Genomic DNA, 17,442 nt, shown 5'->3' on the forward strand with positions numbered 1-17,442 from the left:
TATACATTCGTAGATGCTTTTTGGGCTTTTGCGCGCTTTTTTCATTCGAGAGGTAATAATGACTTCGAACTCCAAGGTCAACCGCATCGCCGGGCTGTCGCTCGCCGCTGCTGTCGCGGGCACGCTCACGCTTGTGCCCGTTGCGAAGGCGGAAACGTCGTCTCCGTCCTCAGGGTCTTCGACGTCGAAGGCGCCGGTCGTCTCCTCGGAGGGCACCAGCTCCGCCACTTCGACAACTTCGGTTTCACCCTCTACCTCCACTTCCGTGGAGAAGTCGGCGGTGGGGTCCCCGAAGGCGTCGACAAGCAATGTTGCCCCCACGACCAAGGCGGACAGCGCGCAGGAGTGGGCCGACATCCTTAAGGGTTTTGCCTCCCTGATCGTTTCGGCCACAGCCACAGGCTCCGGTACCTCGGGTGTGGAGTACACCTCCGACGACCACACCTACAGCGCCGTGGCCAGCAACCCGACCAACGGCCGCCTCTACGCTGTCTCTGACAAGGGCCACCTGCTGCGCATCCACCCCCAGACCGGCAACCTGAAGGACCTGGGCGAGATCCCGGGCATCGATACCGAGGAGATCACCTCCGCCGCCTTCACTAAGGACGGCACGCTGGTGCTTTTCGACGGCGAAACCGTCTACACCAAGGACCTCGCCGACGACGAAACCGGTCCGAAGAGCAAGCCGGCGAACCTCGACTTTGTGGAGAAGCCCGTCGAAGGTGCGCTCGATCTGCCGAAGCTTGCGTGGGCTCCGACCGACAATGACACCGAGCTGGTCGCACTTGCCACCAAGGACGGTAAGGCAACGCGCTACACCCTGAACGTGAAGGACGCGAAGGCCACCGTCGACGATGCTCCTGCCGAGGTTGACAACGGCGTCAACCTGGACGACGTCGCCGTGTTCAAGTACGCCTACCTGGCTGATGACGCCACCCTCTTCGCCGACGGCAAGGGTAACGCCGTCAATCTTGACGGAGGCAAGATCGTCGCCGTTGAGACGGATCGTACTGAAGAGGACAATTACAAGGCCGTGGCCGGCCTGGAGGCGAAGCCGCTGTCTGCTGCTGGCGAGACCCCGGCAACCGAAGCGGATGCCCCGACCACCACTGCGGCTGACGCGCCCGCTGGTGCTGGCTCCGCGACGGTTACCCCGACCACCACCGCTGAGCCGACCCCGTCCAAGAAGGCCCCGAGCGTTGGCCAGCGCGACACTGAGGTCATCGAGCTCGACGTTGAAGTTGTCACGGCCGACGGTGGTTTAGTGCAGGGCGCCAGCTTTGTCAGCAAGGACGGCACCGTCGAAGGCAGCACCGACGAAACCGGCAAGGGCAAGGTTTCTCTGAAGCTGGACGAAGCCTCGCGCGGTAAGGACGCCTTTAACCTGGCCATCGACGTGCCGCCGGAAGGCTGGGGCGGCTCCGTGGCCGAGGTCCAGCGCGGCGCCAAGTCTGTGAAGTTCGTCCTCCCGGAGGACGAGAACGCTTCCGCGACCACCACCGTTGCTGCGCCGAAGGACACGCCGACGTCGACGACCACCACGAAGAAGACTGAGTCCAAGGACAACTTCTTCGAGGTGGAAGTCCTGGTCAAGACCGCCGACGACAAGCTCGTCGAGGGCGCTGAGTTCAAGAGTGAGGACGGCCGCGTGGTCGGCACCACCGACGCAAACGGCCGCGGCCGCATCGGCATCGACTTGAAGAAGAACTCGCGCGACAACAACCTCATCCAGCTGACCCTGAAGGAAGCTCCCAAGGGCTACAAGAACACCGAGGTCCTCATCCGCCGCGACGAGGACAAGGCCGAGCTCGTGCTTCCGCGCGACCCGAACGCCACCCCGTCGTCCACGCTGAGCAAGCCGGACCAGGTGCTGAAGGTTATCGACCAGGTCCGTCCGATGGCGTCGTCCTTCCTCGCCCCAGCGGCCGCACTGGCTGGCGCCGGTGGTCTGGCGGGTGCCGCCGGTCTTGGCGGTGCGAAGAGCACCAAGACCACCAAGACCACGTTCGGTGGCACGAAGGTCACCTCCAGCAAGAAGGCTGGTCGCTCCACGGGCCGGTCCACCAGCGTGAAGCCGTCGGCGAAGGTGGTCACCCGCAGTGGCAACTCCAACAAGGTGGCCAAGTCGACTTCGACGACGCGCACAACCTCCTCCGACAAGGAGCGCGATGGTGATCTCGCGGATACCGGTACCCCGATGCGCGCAATCATCGCGCTCGGTGTGCTGTCCGTGCTCATCGGTGGCGCCTACCTGGCCCTGGGGCGTCGTCGCGAGAACCAGTAAGGCCGCGTCGGGCTAGAACACCTCGACGCGCCCGCCGACGGACTCGATCTGCACCAGCTGCTTCTCCCAGCCGGGGGTGCCCGGGTGCACGCGCATGATCGGGCGCGAGGAGATCTCCACGGGCGAGACGGACTCGCGTCGCGCCCCCTTGCGCGCGGCCATGCGCAGGTGGGCGCGGTGGCCGGACTTCGTCAGCTCCTCTAGCGACCGGCTCTCGCCGGACAGTGAGTCGCGGGCGCCTTGAAGGAGGGCGATGAACTCGTCGAGCACGGGCACCAGCGATTCTGCGTTGGTCTCGCACATGTTGCGCACCAGATCCGGGTCGGTGCTGGCCACACGCGTGGAGCCACGGAAGGACCCGGCGGACAGGGATTGCGCCAGGGTGCCGCCGTGGTCGCCGACTAAAGCCAGCGCCTCGGCGATGACGTGGGGCAGGTGGGACACTCGGGCGACGGCCTCGTCGTGGCGGTCCACAGACACCGGCACCGCCTCCGCACCAACCACCGCGGCCATGCGGCACACCACGGTGAACAGCTCGGCCCACTCCGGGTCGCCGGGGTGCTCGCGGGCGTAATCGAAGGTGACGGCCCACGCGGCGCTCGCGAACAGCCCTTCCTGGGAGGCGGTCCACCCGGAAAACTCTGTGCCTGCCATGGGGTGCCCGCCCACGTAGCGGGACGCTAAGCCGCGCTGAACAACAAGGTCGTCGACCGGCTTTTTCACACTGACCACGTCGGTGATGCCGCACGACGGCGCGAACTCGGCCACCTGGTCTAGCACGGAGGCGACGGCCCGCATCGGCACCGCCACGACCACCAGGGCGCGATCGTCCTCGGCGCGGCGCAGCACCTCTTCTACGGAGTCGGACACGTCGAAGCCGTCCCTGTGCGCGGCACCTGCGCCGTGCAGCGTGAAGCCGTAGACGCGCTCGCCGCGCGCCTGCAGGTCGCGCATGAGCGATCCGCCGATGAGGCCGAGACCGACGATGCACACTGGGGGCAGCTGATATGTAGTCACCGCACACAGTCTAGTGACACCTCCGCGCCCGCAGACTACGCTTCCACACCATGAGCCAGGATTTCCCGGACGGGTACGCAGTCACCGTCGAGCGCGCAGGCGGCGCGTGGCGTGTGCGCGAGTTCGAAGACGATTTTTCGGACCTTTCCACCTCCATCACCGCGGTGCGCAACCTGCGTGCCGAGGGGCCTGCGTTCGCGCTGCTCAATGTGGAGGAGGACTACCTGGTCATCGTGCGCCCGGGCCCGTCGCAAACCCGCGTGCTCATCTCGGACGCGACGATGGCGGTGGACGACGATTTCGCCGCGGACATCCTGGATGAGGCGGGCGCCGAGATCCCGGACATCGACCCGGACGAGCTGGACAATGTGGACGCGTGGGCGGACGGGGACTTCGACATCCTCGCTGACCTCGGCCTGTCCGAGGAACAGATGAGCATTTTGCTTGACGACGACGCGGATCCGGCCGACCTCGCCCTGGCAATCGCCGACGAGCTCGGCTTCGGCGACGAGTTGGACGACGTTGTCGGCTAGCCTGCGGCGCGCCGAGGAGCGCATGCGCGTCGCGCTCGAGACCGCCAAGCAGACTCCCGCCGGCGACGTGCCGGTGGGCGCTGTCGTGTTTGATGCTGACGGGGAGGTGGTGGGCAGGGGCGTGAACCGTCGAGAAGCGAACTGCGATCCCACAGCCCACGCCGAGGTGGAAGCGATCCGCGACGCCGCGCGGACGTTGGGGACGTGGCGGCTGGACGGCTGCGAGCTGGTGGTGACGTTGGAGCCGTGCACGATGTGCGCGGGCGCGATCCTGGGGGCGCGGGTGTCCTCGCTGGTCTTCGGCGCGTGGGAGCCGAAGACGGGCGCGGTGGGCAGTGTGCTGGACGCGATCCGGGACCCGCGCCACCTGCACACCCCGGAGGTGCGCGCGGGTGTGCTGGGGGCGGAGACTGCCAGAATGGTGACGGAGTTCTTCGAAGGTCTGAGGAGTAATTGAATCGTTACCCAACGCCGTGCCGTTCGTACCTATAGTGGGGCACCTAGCTGATTCCAACGAACAAAGGAGTAAGACAATGGGTATTGAGGACAAGGCAGACCAGCTCAAGGGCGGCGCTAAGGAAGCTCTGGGCAACGTCACCGATAACGACAAGCTGGCCAATGAGGGCAAGGCTGAACAGCTGATCGGCTCCGCTAAGGAGAAGCTCTCCGAGGCTGGCGACGCTATCAAGGACAAGGCCAACGAGGTCGCCGCGAAGGTTGAGGACAAGCGCGACGAGGCTGAGGACGCCGCTGAGCGCTAATTTGGTTATCCGGCAACGCTGCCGTTAATCTGTTCGGCGGTAGCGTGTCCGAGCGGCCGAAGGTACTCGCCTCGAAAGCGAGTGAGGGTCAAACCTCCGCGGGTTCAAATCCCGCCGCTACCGCCAAAGTGTCAAGCCCCCGGAAACGGGGGCTTTTCGCATGTCGGGGGCTGCCACTAGGATGGGCCGGGTTACGCTCGCGCGGGCCGCGGGCGGGAAGGAACGGGTCTTTTACGTGGCGAAACTGCTGTACAAACTGGGGCGCGCATCGTACCTGCACAAGTGGCGGGTGATCGTCGCCTGGCTGCTGCTGCTCGGGGCGACGGCCGCTGGTGCGCTGTCGCTGATGAAGCCGTTCACGGACGAGTTCGCCATCGAGGACACCCCGGCTATCAACGCGCTGGACACCATGGCAGAGAACTTCCCGGACGCGGGCAACGTGGCCACCGCGCCGAGTGTGAACCTGGTCTTCGCCGCGCCGGAGGGGCAGCGGCTTGACACCCCGGAGCACATGGCGGCGATGGATGAAACCGTCGGGTACATCCGCGAGCACCTGGGCGTGGAGGGCGAGCGCTTCGGCAACCCGGTGGAGGTCAACGAACAGTTGCAGCGCACCATCGTCGACCAGATGTCTGAGATGGGCATGCCGCCCGAGCGCGCGGAGGCGGACGCGCACAACTTGCGGATGCTTTCCGACGACGCGGGCATCGGCTACACCACCTTCGACTTCGATGCCCCATCTTCGATGTCCGTGGACCAGGCGGACCGCGACGTGGTGACCGACGCGATGCAGCTGGGCCGCGACGCCGGGCTGCAGGTGGAGGCCGGCGGCGCCGGCTTCGGCGACCCGATCGCGGTGAAAACCACCTCCGAGCTGGTTGGCTTGGGCGTGGCGTTTGTGGTGCTGGTGGTCACGTTTGGCTCCCTCGCGGCGTCGGTGATCCCGTTGATCTCCGCCGTGGTGGGCGTGGGCATCGGCGCGCTTTTGGTGATGCTGACCACGCACTGGGTGGAGCTGAACAACGTCACCCCGGTGCTGGCCGTGATGATTGGCCTGGCCGTGGGCATCGACTACGCCCTGTTCATCCTCTCGCGCTTCCGGCAGGAGGCACGGGACCTGCCGCCGGACAAGGCCGCAGGCATGGCCGTGGGCACCGCCGGTTCCTCGGTGGTTTTCGCCGGCACCACGGTGTTCACGGCACTGGTGGCGCTGGCGTTGGCGCAGATCGAGTTCCTCACCTGGATGGGCCTGGCGGCCGCCGCCACCGTAGCGATTTCCGTGCTGGTGGCGCTCACCCTCGTGCCAGCGCTGCTCGGCCTGTGGGGGTCGAAGGCGTTCGCCGGCAAGATCCCCGGCCTGGCGGGCAACCCCGGGCCCGGGAAACGCCCGGGCAAGGACCTGGACGAAAACTCCATGGGCCGGCGCTGGGTCCGCTTCGTGGAAAAGGCCCCCGGCCTGGTCATGGCCGTGGTGGTGCTGGGCCTCGGCGCCCTGTCTATCCCGGTGCTGAACCTGGAGATGGCGTTGCCGTCTGACACCACCTCCAACCTGGACACCACCCAGCGCAAATCCGCCGACCTCATGGCGGAAGGCTTCGGCCCCGGCGTCAACGCCCCGCTGCTCTTGGTGGTGGACGCGCACAGCGTCAACCCGGATTCGGAGATCCTGCAGCCGTACATGGACGCCATCCCGGACGAGGCCGGCGGCGACGCCGAAAAGGCGGCGCTGGCCAGCTTCATCTACACCGTGGGCGAGGTCGGTTCCGTCGGCGGCATCACCCACGCCCAGCTCATCGGCGCCAACGACGACCTCACCGCGGCGCAGATCCTGGCCACCCCGGACGGCGGGCCCGAGGAGCAGCGCACCCTTTCCGTCGCCCACGGCGTGCGCGACGTGATCGGCCAGGTGGAAGACGCCACCGGGGTAGACGTGGGGCTGACGGGTCTCACGGCGGTGCAGATGGACATCACCGAGGAACTCGCCGAGGCCATGCCGCTGTACCTGTCCATCGTGGTGGGCCTGGCCATCGTGCTGCTCATGGTGGTGTTCCGCTCCATCCTCGTGCCCCTGGTGGCCGGCCTGGGTTTCCTCCTCTCTGTCGGCGCCGCGTTCGGCGTGACCGTCCTGGTCTTCCAGGAAGGGCTCACCGGCCTGGTCAACACCCCGGGCCCGATCCTGTCGTTCTTGCCCATCTTCATGATCGGCGTGACCTTCGGCCTGGCCATGGACTACCAGGTCTTCCTGGTCACCCGCATCCGTGAGGCGTATCTGAAACGCGGTGACGTGGATAAGCTTCGCGCCGTCCACGAATCCACCGTCGAAGGCTTCGCGCAGGGCGCACGCGTGGTCACCGCAGCCGCGATCATCATGATCGCCGTGTTCATCGCCTTCCTTGACCAGCCGTTGCCGTTCATCCAAATCTTCGGCTTCGCCCTCGGCATCGCCGTGCTGTTCGACGCCTTCTTCATCCGCATGGCCCTCGTCCCCGCCACCATGTATATCCTGGGCCGCTCCACCTGGTGGATGCCCAAATGGCTCGACCGCCTCCTGCCCGAAGTCGACGTTGAGGGCACCGAACTAGAAAAGGAACACGCATGACCGACGTGACGTTTGAGGCCCACACCCAGCTCGAGCCCGCGCCGGGCCGCCACGGCCGCACCGGCGTGATCCACACCCCGCACGGTGACATCCAGACCCCGGCGTTTATCCCCGTGGCCACCAAGGCGACGGTGAAAACACTCACGCCGGAGCAGATCCGACAGACCGGTGCGCAGGCGATCTTGTCCAACGCGTACCACCTCTACCTGCAGCCCGGCCCCGACATCGTGGACAAGGCGGGCGGTGTGTCCGCCTTTGAAAACTGGCACGGGCCTACCTACACCGACTCCGGTGGCTTCCAGGTGATGAGCCTGGGCGTCGGGTTTAAAAAGGTCCTGGCCATGGACGTGGCTGGGCTGACCGATTCCGACATCCGCGCCGCCAACAAGGACCGCATGGCGCGTGTGGATGACGACGGCGTCGACTTCAAATCCGTCATCGACGGCTCGTCGCACCGCTTCACGCCCGAAGTGTCCATGCAGATCCAGCATCAGCTCGGAGCCGACATCATGTTCGCCTTCGACGAGCTGACCACGCTCGTGGATACCCGCGCCTACCAGGAACATTCCGTCGAGCGCACGCGCCGCTGGGCCCGCAGGTGCCTGCTCGAGCATGATCGCTTGACGACGGCACGTTCCAGCAAACCCCTCCAATCCCTTTGGGGCGTCGTCCAAGGCGCCCAATACGAGGACCTGCGCCGGCAGGCGGTGCGGGGTCTTTTGGACCTGGATAGGGAAGCGCGCGACGAAGGGCGCCGCGGATTCGGCGGCTTCGGCATCGGCGGGGCGCTAGAGAAGGAAAACCTGGGCACCATCGTCGGCTGGGTCACCGACGAGCTGCCCGTTTCGATGCCGCGGCACCTGCTGGGCATCTCCGAACCGGACGACATCTTCACCGCCGTCGAAGCCGGCGCCGACACCTTCGACTGTGTGGCACCGACCCGCCTGGGCCGCCGCGGCGGGGTGTACACCCTGGACGGGCGGATGAACCTCGCCGGCGCCCGCTTCAAGCGCGACTTCGCCGGCGTGGACGAGGAGTTCGGCGGCTACGTCTCCGAGAACTACTCGCGCGCCTACATCCACCACCTGCTCAAGGCCAAGGAGTTTTTGGCCGGCACGCTGTGCACCATGCACAACCTGGAGTTCATGATCCGGCTGGTGGACAACATCCGCGCCGCCATCGACGCCGGCGACTACGAGGCCTACCGCGACGAGTTCCTCGGCCGCTACTACGCCACTACCTAGCTCGTTTGTGTAGTTTAGGGGAATTGTTCCGTTGAGTGAAGGGTGACACTCCAGCACCCCCGAATTGTGCACAGCATCTGGTCAGCTGTCATTCAACAAAGAAATATTGACGCTGGCCACAGGTATCTATTGGCGAGTCCTTATATATCGGTCTTTGCAACGAATTTTTAAGGTGATTATCATCGCGAAAACCGTGGGCTGGGCCCTGCGGTCCTGAAATATGAGAAAACTCGGCTTAGGAGGGAGAATGCAAAGAACTCTGAAGGGAGTCGTGGCCGCGATCATGGCCACGATTCTGGCGCTGGCGGGGGTGACCGCCGCGCAAGCGCAGGAATATGCGCGCGATACGTATTTGGCGTATACCCGCGACCTGCGGAGCACTAACGGCACAACCGTACGTGCAATTTCGGCGTTCCCTGGTGAGGACTACAGGACGGCGACAATCCCGAGTCCGCAAGAACAGATTGTTTACTGCTTCAACAAGACTAAGGGTTTGCCGTACGAGTTGAGCTGGGTAGCCGGTGCGAAGACTACCTCCGGCGAATGGCCGAAGTGGGAGCGCGCATATGGTGAGCTGCACCAGTACGCGGGAACCCCGCGTGCAGCGAACATCGACGCGAGCGTGCTAAAGGTCATCTACAACGGCTACGACGGTGGCAACGACCGCGCGGGTATTCAGCAGAAGTTCAACCTTTCTGATGCTGAATTCCGTGAGGCCACTCAGCAGGCCGTGTGGTACTACACCGATCGCTTCGGCTTCAGTAGCGCGTATGGCCAGGATATTGTTGCTGCAGCGAAGGCACTTGCCGGGCTGGATCAGAGCACGCAGCTGAAGAACCCGCCGAGCAAGTCCACGCTGGAAATTTTCGAGACAAATCAGACCAGCTTCCAGAACCTGCTGGGCGTGAAGTTTGTTGATGAAGAAACCGGCGAGCCGATTGATGACGACTGTGGCTGCGAGTACCCGAAGGTGGACATCGTCCGCAATGAGGACGGCAGCGTCACCATCATCACTCAGTCCGGACCGGGCGAGGAGAACATCAAGAAGGAGACCATCTCGGCTCCGAAGGTGACCCTCACCGACGTGATCAACAACGAGGGCCGCAACGGCGTCAAGATCGAGGTTGTGAACCCGGATGGCTCCAAGGACAGCAAGACTGTCTGGGGTGGCCTTGACGGTAAGGACGGCAAGGATGGCGTTGACGGCAAGGATGGCGTTGACGGCAAGGATGGCCAGGACGGTAAGGACGGCGTTGACGGCAAGTCTGTCACTGCGATCACTGAGCGTGGTGAGCAGGACGGCAAGACTGGTTCCTGGATCCGTACCTACATCGTTGAGGCTGACGGTTCCCGTGGTGAGCTGATTTCCGAGACGTTTGTCGAGGATGGCCAGGACGGCGAGAACGGTGCTCCGGGTAAGGACGGCAAGTCTGTCACTGCGATCACCGAGCGTGGTGAGCAGGACGGCAAGACCGGTTCTTGGATCCGTACCTACATCGTTGAGGCTGACGGTTCCCGTGGTGAGCTGATTTCCGAGACGTTTGTCGAGGATGGCCAGGACGGCCAGGACGGCCAGGACGGCCAGGACGGCCAGGACGGCCAGGACGGCCAGGACGGCACCGACGGCACCGACGGTAAGGACGGTGCTCCGGGCAAGGATGGCCAGGACGGCAAGTCTGTTACTGCCATCACTGAGCGTGGTGAGCAGGACGGCAAGACCGGTTCTTGGATCCGTACCTACATCGTTGAGGCTGACGGTTCCCGTGGTGAGCTGATTTCCGAGACGTTTGTCGAGGATGGCCAGGACGGCGAGAACGGTGCTCCGGGTAAGGACGGCAAGTCTGTCACTGCGATCACTGAGCGTGGTGAGAACGAGGGCAAGACCGGTTCTTGGATCCGTACCTACATCGTTGAGGCTGACGGTTCCCGTGGCGACCTGATCTCCGAGACTTTCGTCGAGGACGGCCAGGACGGCACCGACGGCACCGACGGTAAGGACGGTGCTCCGGGCAAGGATGGCCAGGACGGCAAGTCTGTTACTGCCATCACTGAGCGTGGTGAGCAGGACGGCAAGACTGGTTCCTGGATCCGTACCTACATCGTTGAGGCTGACGGTTCCCGTGGTGAGCTGATTTCCGAGACGTTTGTCGAGGATGGCCAGGACGGTGAGAACGGTGCTCCGGGTAAGGACGGCAAGTCTGTCACCGCTATCACCGAGCGTGGTGAGCAGGACGGCAAGACTGGTTCCTGGATCCGTACCTACATCGTTGAGGCTGACGGTTCCCGTGGTGAGCTGATTTCCGAGACGTTTGTCGAGGACGGCCAGGACGGCCAGGACGGCCAGGACGGCCAGGACGGCCAGGACGGCACCGACGGCACCGACGGTAAGGACGGTGCTCCGGGCAAGGATGGCCAGGACGGCAAGTCTGTTACTGCCATCACTGAGCGTGGTGAGCAGGACGGCAAGACCGGTTCTTGGATCCGTACCTACATCGTTGAGGCTGACGGTTCCCGTGGTGAGCTGATTTCCGAGACCTTCGTCGAGGACGGCACCGACGGTAAGGACGGTGCTCCGGGCAAGGACGGCAAGGATGGTCAGGACGGCAAGGATGGTCTGTCTGTCACTGCGATCACCGAGCGTGGTGAGAACGAGGGCAAGACCGGTTCCTGGATCCGTACCTACATCGTTGAGGCCGATGGTTCTCGCGGTGAGCTGATCTCCGAGACCTTCGTCGAGGACGGCCAGGATGGCCAGGACGGCAAGGATGGCCAGGACGGCAAGGATGGTCTGTCCGTTACTGCGATCACTGAGCGTGGTGAGCAGGACGGCAAGTCTGGTTCTTGGATCCGTACCTACATCGTTGAGGCCGATGGTTCTCGCGGTGAGCTGATCTCCGAGACCTTCGTCGAGGACGGCCAGAACGGCACCGATGGCAAGGAAGGTGTCGATGGCAAGGACGGCAAGGATGGTCTGTCTGTCACCGCGATCACTGAGCGTGGTGAGAACGAGGGCAAGACCGGTTCTTGGATCCGTACCTACATCGTTGAGGCTGACGGTTCCCGTGGTGAGCTGATTTCCGAGACCTTCGTCGAGGACGGCCAGAACGGCACCGATGGCAAGGATGGTGTCGATGGCAAGGACGGCAAGGATGGTCTGTCTGTCACCGCGATCACTGAGCGTGGTGAGAACGAGGGCAAGACCGGTTCCTGGATCCGTACCTACATCGTTGAGGCTGACGGTTCCCGTGGTGAGCTGATCTCCGAGACCTTCGTCGAAGACGGCCAGGACGGCACCAACGGTGTCGACGGTAAGTCTGTTACTGCTATCACCGAGCGAGGTGAGCAGGGCGGCCAGACTGGTTCTTGGATCCGTACCTACATCATTGAGGCTGACGGTTCGCTTGGCGATCCCATCTCCGTGACCTTCGTCAAGGACGGTAAGGACGGCAAGGACGGCCAGACCCCCGATGCGCCGGAAACCGACCAGGGCAACGTCATCGAAACCGAGAATGGCAAGGTCGAGATTGAGCGCGGTGAAGATGGCAAGGTCATCATCATCACGCGTGATGGCAAGAATGATGAGACGAACCGTATCGAGTTCCCCAAGGGCTGGGACACCGAGCACGGCAATATCATCAACATCACCACTGAGCGCAACAAGGACGGCAAGCTGATCCTCCACGTTGTTTTCGAGGACGGCACCAAGGAGTCCTACGACGTTGAGAAGGGCACCAAGGTTGAGGTGAACAAGAACGTCAATGTGAACTCCTCCGTGGGTTCCACTGACAACGACACGCTCAACCGCTGCCTGGCCAACGCCGCAGAGTCGCCGCTGGTGTGGCTGATCCCGATCGGCGTACTTGCCGGTGTGGGCGGCCCGCTGCTGCAGCCGTACATGGGTGTCTTCCAGGAGCAGATCGACAAGATCAATGCCGATCTTGCTGGCCAGTTCCAGTTCAACCGTGACCGCGATCCGTTCGGTATCGGCGGCCGCGGCGCGGACAACCAGAACAGCCAGTGGGGCGAGTTCCAAGCTCGTATCAACGAGGCGAACCGCCAGTTCCAGGAGGCCTTCGGCGGCCCGCAGGTTCAGCAGGCCGGCCAGGTTGCCGCTGCACTGGTTGGTGTGATTGCGGCTGGTTCCGCGATCTACAAGTGGTGCACCACTGAACCGACCGCTACTGCGGACGCAACTGAGACCGCAAAGCTCAGCTCCTAAGCTGACGCAGATAGCGCGGTAGAGCAACCCCCGCCTCGAGTACAGCTCGGGGCGGGGGTTGCGTCGTTAAGCAAAAGCTTGACTTACATGGTGCGCGCCTCGGCGCGCTTCACAGCGGCGATGGTGGGGTAGGTGATGGGGAGGAGCACAACTTCCATGAGGGTCTTCCATACGAAGCCCACGATGACAAAGTTGATAAAGGCACCGGCGGAATCAACGCCGATCACCGCTGCGGCAATAGAGCAAAACAGTAGCGTGTCCGCGAACTCGCCAACGACGGTGGAGCCGATCAGGCGCGCCCAGAGCCGCTGCGCGCCGAAGCGGTCTTTCATCTGCTGCAGCACCCACGCGTTGAGCAGCTGCCCCACCACGTACCCGGCCAGTGACGCAACCACGATCCTCGGCAACAGGCCCAGTACTGACGCGAACGTGTCTTGCATGTTGTAGAACCCTGCCGGCGGCAACCAGATCGCGATATAGAAGGACAGCACGGTAATGACGGCGATGCCGAATCCGGTGAACACGGCGCGGCGGGCGGCTTTGAACCCGTAGACCTCGGCGATCACGTCGCCGATGACATACGAGATGGGGAAGAGGAAGAACGCGCCGTCGGTGATCAGCGCCCCGAACGCCACGCCTTTTTGTGCGGTGATGTTGGAGATCAAAAACACTGCGCAGAAGAGGGCGAGCAGGTAGGGGTACGGGGAGCGGGAAACGCGGGGTGACATGCGATTTATCATGGCACACATGTCTGATTTTCAAGCTCCCGCCGGCCGCTACGCGCCGAGCCCCAGCGGTGATCTGCATTTCGGTAACCTCCGCACCGCGGTGCTGGCGTGGTTGTTCGCGCGCCAGTCGGGCCGCAACTTCTACCTGCGGGTGGAGGATATTGACTCGGAGCGCTCGTCCGCGGATTCCGCGCAGCGCCAGATCGGGGATCTGAAGATGCTCGGCCTCGACTTCGATCCGCCGGTGATCTACCAGCACGATCGCGGCGACGCGTATGCGGAGGCGCTGTCCCGCCTGGATACTTACGAGTGTTACTGCACCCGCCGCGACATCCGCGAGGCCGCATCCGCGCCCCACGCCCAGCCCGGCATGTACCCGGGCACCTGCCGCGATCTTTCAGAAGAGCAGCGTGCTTTACGACGCTCCGAGCTCCACGCCGCCGGCCGCCTCCCCGCAATCAGGCTGCGGGCGCATGTGCGCGAATGGACGGTGCACGACTTCTACCAGGGCGAATACACGGGGCGGGTGGACGATGTGATCTTGAAACGTGGCGGGCGCATCGATCAAGCGCAGGCGGGGGACTGGGCGTACAACCTGGCCGTGGTGGTCGACGACGGCTACCAGGGCGTGGACCAGGTGGTGCGAGGAGACGACCTGCTGTTTTCGGCGCCGGCGCAGGCGTACCTCGCCGACCGCTTAGGGCTCACAATCCCCTCGTATGTTCATGTTCCGCTCGTGGTGGGGCCGGAGGGACGTCGATTAGCAAAGCGCGATGGGGCGGTGACGTTGCGGGATATGCTGCGCGAAAACAGTGCGGAAGAAGTGGTGGCGCAAATCGCGGAATCGCTCGGCTGCGCGGGTGTTTCGAGCGCCCAGAAGTTACGGGAGGTTTTTGATCCGGCGCAGCTGTCGCGCCAGCCGTGGTCGTGGGCGCGATAGGCTTATTGCCCGAAGCCCTCGCCTTTGCGCCACGTCAGGGCCGCGCCGGGGGAGACGGGCGAGGCGGGGTCCAGGATGTTGTGCACGCGGAGCCACTGCATGTCCACCTGCTCGGGCGTGATGTCCACAACCGTGTATCCGTGCGTGTCCAACGCCACGTGGTGCAGGCTGGGGTTCGCCGCGCGCAGGTAGCCGCACGCCGCGCCGAAGATGGGGTGGCCGGCGCGGATCTTCGTCGACTCCGCCACGTTCGGCGCGGTGATGGAAGAGCAGACGATTTCGCAGCCGATCTCTTCCCCGCCGTGGGCGATGGTGTGCGCCCACTCGGAGTGGATGTCGCCGGTGAGGAAGATCGGCTGCTTGCCTAAACGGCCCAGGGCGTTGATCAGGCGGCGGCGCTCGAAGTCGTAGCCGTCCCACTGGTCGCCGTTGAGCGGCATGTCGTTGAGCTCGGGCAGCGGTGCCTGCGCCGGCACGATGCTCGCGCTGAGCGACTTCGCCACGGGCCGTGTGGCCGCGTGGTTGAACGTCGCGCCGAGGTGCAGCGGGGAGAACATCACGGAGTTGCCCAGTGCGTTCCACGTCGCGGTGGAGTGCTCGAGAGTGTCGATGAGCCAGTCGTACTGCTCGGAGCCGAGCATCGTCCGGGCGTCGCCGGTTTGGCGGGCGCCGCCGCGCCAAAACTCCTTGTCGCGGTAGGTGCGCAGGTCCATGATGGTCAGCTCCACCAGGTCGCCGAAACGCAGGGAGCGGTAGATGTGGCCCTCGTCGGACGTCTCGGTCAGGCGCACCGGCATCCACTCGTAGTAGGCGCGCATGGCGGCGTCGCGGCGGGTGTGGAAGTCGCCCTCGTCCGCGTTGTGGTTGTCGGCGCCGTCGCGCCAGTTGTTGTTGGCGATTTCGTGGTCGTCCCACACCACCACCCACGGCATGGCGGCGTGGGCGTCGCGCAGGTGCGGGTCGGTGCGGTAGCGGCCATAGCGGGTGCGGTAGTCCGCCAGGGCGACAATTTCGTGGGCGGGTTGGTGCAGGCGCACGGGCCCGTAGCCGGCGTATTCGTACTGGGCGTATTCGTAGATGTAGTCGCCGAGGAAGACGGTCAGGTCCAGCTCGCCTGACCATGCGCGGGCTGCCATGTCTTTGTAGGCGGGGAAGAAGCCGGATTCCCAGTTGGCGCAGGAGGCGACGGCCCAGCGTTGCCGGTCCACGTGGCCGTCGGGCGCGGTTTTGGTGCGGCCGAGCGGGGAGGCAGTACCCTCGTGCGGGCCGTTGGCCACGGTGAATGCGTAGTAGTAGACGGTGTCCGGTTCCAGGCCGGACACGTCGACGTGGATGGTGTGGTCGCGCTCTGCGCGGCTTTCGGTCTCGCCTTCGGCGATGACGTCGTGAAGCTGCGCGTCGCGCGCGACCCGCCAGCGCACGCGGGTGTTGGTGCCGCCGCCGGAGCCGGGCATCGCCTGCTCGTCGGGGGTGATGCGCGTCCAGATCACCACCGCGTCCGGCAGTGGGTCGCCGGAGGCCACGCCGTGCACAAACGGCAGCGGCGCGAGCTCCATCTCCACGGGCATCGGCTTCGTCGGCAGCGTGCTCTGCGATTGCGCACTCGGTACCGCCACCGCCGCGCCTGCCGCCGAGGTCGCCACAGCGGCGGTGCGCAAAAAGCCGCGTCGAGACAGGCGCCTTTGCCTATCGACGCCCTCCGGTTGCCTCCGCTCACACCCGTACACGCCCCACAGTGTGGGCCGTGTACGGCGGCTTCGCTACCGGGAGAGGGCGATGTAGCTGGGAATTCGCCGGAAGTTCGCGCGGAGTTTACTTACACGAGTTCGAAGTTGAACCCGTCAATACTGACTACCGCAGGCTCAGCGGCTTCTTTGCCTGCAAAGTCGAACTGCCATCTCTTGTTGGGCTCAAGCGCCTCGTAAACGTGGCCGATCGAACTGTTGGCGTGGACCTCGGTCGCGCTGATGTAGTCGCCCAGTATCTGGATCTTTGAACTGGTAGCGATAATCGTGTGCATGTCTTCATCGCGGCGGAAAGCGATGATGGCGTGCTCGGGATCCTTTGGCGTCGTAGCCACAGCGCGTTTGATCATCGCCATGACCTCGCCCATCGAGGTGTCCCATTCGCAGACAATCACAGGTGCGTCGGAGGGAACGGATGCGCGACGGAAGCTTTCGCGAACGTCTGGATCTGCCAAAAAGCGAACAGCCAGTCGTCCCGACTTCGCGCGGTCAGTTTTGTGGTCAGTGTTGCTCGCGCCCATCCGAATCCCACCTCCTGTAGTTGACGTCCCAAGATTCGGTCATGTCGTTGTAGCAGTGATCATACTCGGAGTCGATGGTTTCCCAAGAGGTCTCTTGGGATTCGATCTTGGCTATGACCGTGCGTGTTTCCTTTTCGCCGGTCTGGAAATGCTGGCCGTTTCTGTAGTACTGGTGCTTGTGGACTTCGCTATGGCAGCAGTCATATCGAGCGACGTGATCTTCCCCTCCCTGGGGATTTTCCACTTCGTCCGCCATCTGTGTGAACGCGAAGTCGACGATTTTCCCGCGGTAACTCCATGCGACGACATGCAAGGTGCAAGTGCCTTCGGGCTGGAGAACGATGGTGGTATCCAAGACCTTCTCTGCTGGGTCGGGCCGGACGTACTGGAACTCGGGCACGTTCGCCGACATGTCGACAAGCCGTCGTGTCCGGCCGCTTTTACCAGGCTTTTGCACGCCGACACCGTAGCATGCGCAGCGAGTGCTAAACGCAAAAGCCGGCGCCCCGCGGGGCACCGGCTTGTGGCGGAGGATGTGGGATTTGAACCCACGAGGGTCGTGAAACCCGCACGCGTTCCAGGCGTGTGACATAGGCCGCTAGTCGAATCCTCCAGCGACGCTCGAAAGCGTCTTGCGATATATTAGACCACCCAGCGCCCACGGCCAAAACAGCAGCGCATCCGGCTTATGCGGCCTTGGCTTGTTTCTGGAGGGGCAACATGGCTACAGTAGCGGGCAGGATCCCACGCGGTGTTATCTTGTGAACTCCCCCAGGGCGGGAACGCAGCAAGGGTCAGCGAGCTCTGGCAGGTGCGTGGGGTCCCTTTTTAATGCGCGCTACGATGTAACC

13 protein-coding genes, 2 tRNA genes and 1 other RNA gene are annotated in these 17,442 nt (G+C 64.1%); 10 read left to right on the plus strand and 6 right to left on the minus strand.

From position 1 onward, the window contains the following. Positions 1-58 precede the first annotated feature (58 nt). Positions 59-2,284: a hypothetical protein gene (locus tag CIHUM_RS00510; RefSeq protein ID WP_148363814.1), complete on the plus strand. Its 2,226-nt coding sequence runs from the start codon at positions 59-61 to the stop codon at positions 2,282-2,284. A 12-nt stretch (positions 2,285-2,296) separates the two neighbouring features. On the opposite strand, the gene CIHUM_RS00515 is transcribed toward CIHUM_RS00510, so the two are convergent. After that, positions 2,297-3,301, minus strand: coding sequence for a prephenate dehydrogenase (locus CIHUM_RS00515; protein WP_034996868.1), 1,005 nt, complete (start codon positions 3,299-3,301; stop codon positions 2,297-2,299). A 50-nt stretch (positions 3,302-3,351) separates the two neighbouring features. On the opposite strand from CIHUM_RS00515, the gene CIHUM_RS00520 reads away from it, so the two are divergent. From CIHUM_RS00520 to CIHUM_RS00550, 7 genes are all read left to right on the plus strand, one after another. Next, positions 3,352-3,834, plus strand: coding sequence for a tRNA adenosine deaminase-associated protein (locus CIHUM_RS00520; RefSeq protein WP_034996869.1), 483 nt, complete (start codon positions 3,352-3,354; stop codon positions 3,832-3,834). Positions 3,835-3,856: 22 nt separating this feature from the next. Then, entirely contained in the window at positions 3,857-4,291 is a 435-nt protein-coding gene (locus CIHUM_RS00525; RefSeq protein WP_034996872.1) for a nucleoside deaminase, read from the plus strand. Between the two features lie 76 nt (positions 4,292-4,367). Further along, on the plus strand, positions 4,368-4,595 hold the full coding sequence (locus CIHUM_RS00530) for a CsbD family protein (RefSeq protein WP_034996874.1): 228 nt from the start codon (positions 4,368-4,370) through the stop codon (positions 4,593-4,595). Positions 4,596-4,633: 38 nt separating this feature from the next. Continuing rightward, a tRNA-Ser gene (locus CIHUM_RS00535) sits at positions 4,634-4,721 on the plus strand. Between the two features lie 109 nt (positions 4,722-4,830). Further along, positions 4,831-7,194 (plus strand): MMPL family transporter, encoded by a 2,364-nt coding sequence (locus CIHUM_RS00540; RefSeq protein WP_034996875.1) that lies wholly within the window; start codon positions 4,831-4,833, stop codon positions 7,192-7,194. After that, positions 7,191-8,438, plus strand: a complete 1,248-nt coding sequence (gene tgt / locus CIHUM_RS00545; protein WP_034996877.1) for a tRNA guanosine(34) transglycosylase Tgt — start codon at positions 7,191-7,193, stop codon at positions 8,436-8,438. Before CIHUM_RS00540 ends, tgt begins: the two co-directional genes overlap by 4 nt. A gap of 247 nt (positions 8,439-8,685) precedes the next feature. Then, positions 8,686-12,657: a thioester-forming surface-anchored protein gene (locus CIHUM_RS00550; RefSeq protein WP_273680224.1), complete on the plus strand. Its 3,972-nt coding sequence runs from the start codon at positions 8,686-8,688 to the stop codon at positions 12,655-12,657. An 83-nt stretch (positions 12,658-12,740) separates the two neighbouring features. On the opposite strand, the gene CIHUM_RS00555 is transcribed toward CIHUM_RS00550, so the two are convergent. Then, positions 12,741-13,385, minus strand: a complete 645-nt coding sequence (locus CIHUM_RS00555; RefSeq protein WP_051106215.1) for a queuosine precursor transporter — start codon at positions 13,383-13,385, stop codon at positions 12,741-12,743. Between the two features lie 19 nt (positions 13,386-13,404). Between CIHUM_RS00555 and gluQRS the strand changes: the two genes are divergently transcribed. Next, positions 13,405-14,325 (plus strand): tRNA glutamyl-Q(34) synthetase GluQRS, encoded by a 921-nt coding sequence (gluQRS, locus tag CIHUM_RS00560; protein WP_034996884.1) that lies wholly within the window; start codon positions 13,405-13,407, stop codon positions 14,323-14,325. Between the two features lie 2 nt (positions 14,326-14,327). Here gluQRS and CIHUM_RS00565 read toward each other — a convergent pair whose 3' ends face one another. From CIHUM_RS00565 to CIHUM_RS00580, 4 genes are all read right to left on the minus strand, one after another. Next, entirely contained in the window at positions 14,328-16,052 is a 1,725-nt protein-coding gene (locus tag CIHUM_RS00565) for an alkaline phosphatase D family protein (protein WP_243427111.1), read from the minus strand. 89 nt (positions 16,053-16,141) lie between these two features. After that, positions 16,142-16,591, minus strand: a complete 450-nt coding sequence (locus CIHUM_RS00570) for a hypothetical protein (protein WP_034996886.1) — start codon at positions 16,589-16,591, stop codon at positions 16,142-16,144. Continuing rightward, positions 16,572-17,048 (minus strand): hypothetical protein, encoded by a 477-nt coding sequence (locus tag CIHUM_RS00575; RefSeq protein ID WP_148363816.1) that lies wholly within the window; start codon positions 17,046-17,048, stop codon positions 16,572-16,574. Before CIHUM_RS00575 ends, CIHUM_RS00570 begins: the two co-directional genes overlap by 20 nt. Before the next feature lie 67 nt (positions 17,049-17,115). Then, positions 17,116-17,204: transfer RNA gene (locus tag CIHUM_RS00580), tRNA-Ser, on the minus strand. A gap of 122 nt (positions 17,205-17,326) precedes the next feature. On the opposite strand from CIHUM_RS00580, the gene ffs reads away from it, so the two are divergent. After that, an RNA gene (gene ffs / locus CIHUM_RS00585) (signal recognition particle sRNA small type) lies at positions 17,327-17,422 on the plus strand. The last annotated feature ends 20 nt before the right edge of the window (positions 17,423-17,442 follow it).

The sequence above is a fragment of the Corynebacterium ihumii genome (assembly GCF_028609825.1).
Lineage (GTDB): Bacteria > Actinomycetota > Actinomycetes > Mycobacteriales > Mycobacteriaceae > Corynebacterium > Corynebacterium afermentans.

Bases quoted from the DNA above. Each gene is read 5' to 3' on its own strand.
- CIHUM_RS00510 (WP_148363814.1), top strand. From the start codon at position 59: ATGACTTCGAACTCCAAGGTCAACCGCATCGCCGGGCTGTCGCTCGCC.
- CIHUM_RS00520 (WP_034996869.1), top strand. From the start codon at position 3,352: ATGAGCCAGGATTTCCCGGACGGGTACGCAGTCACCGTCGAGCGCGCA.
- CIHUM_RS00525 (WP_034996872.1), top strand. From the start codon at position 3,857: ATGCGCGTCGCGCTCGAGACCGCCAAGCAGACTCCCGCCGGCGACGTG.
- CIHUM_RS00530 (WP_034996874.1), top strand. From the start codon at position 4,368: ATGGGTATTGAGGACAAGGCAGACCAGCTCAAGGGCGGCGCTAAGGAA.
- tgt (WP_034996877.1), top strand. From the start codon at position 7,191: ATGACCGACGTGACGTTTGAGGCCCACACCCAGCTCGAGCCCGCGCCG.
- CIHUM_RS00550 (WP_273680224.1), top strand. From the start codon at position 8,686: ATGCAAAGAACTCTGAAGGGAGTCGTGGCCGCGATCATGGCCACGATT.
- CIHUM_RS00555 (WP_051106215.1), bottom strand. From the start codon at position 13,385: ATGTCACCCCGCGTTTCCCGCTCCCCGTACCCCTACCTGCTCGCCCTC.
- gluQRS (WP_034996884.1), top strand. From the start codon at position 13,405: ATGTCTGATTTTCAAGCTCCCGCCGGCCGCTACGCGCCGAGCCCCAGC.
- CIHUM_RS00570 (WP_034996886.1), bottom strand. From the start codon at position 16,591: ATGGGCGCGAGCAACACTGACCACAAAACTGACCGCGCGAAGTCGGGA.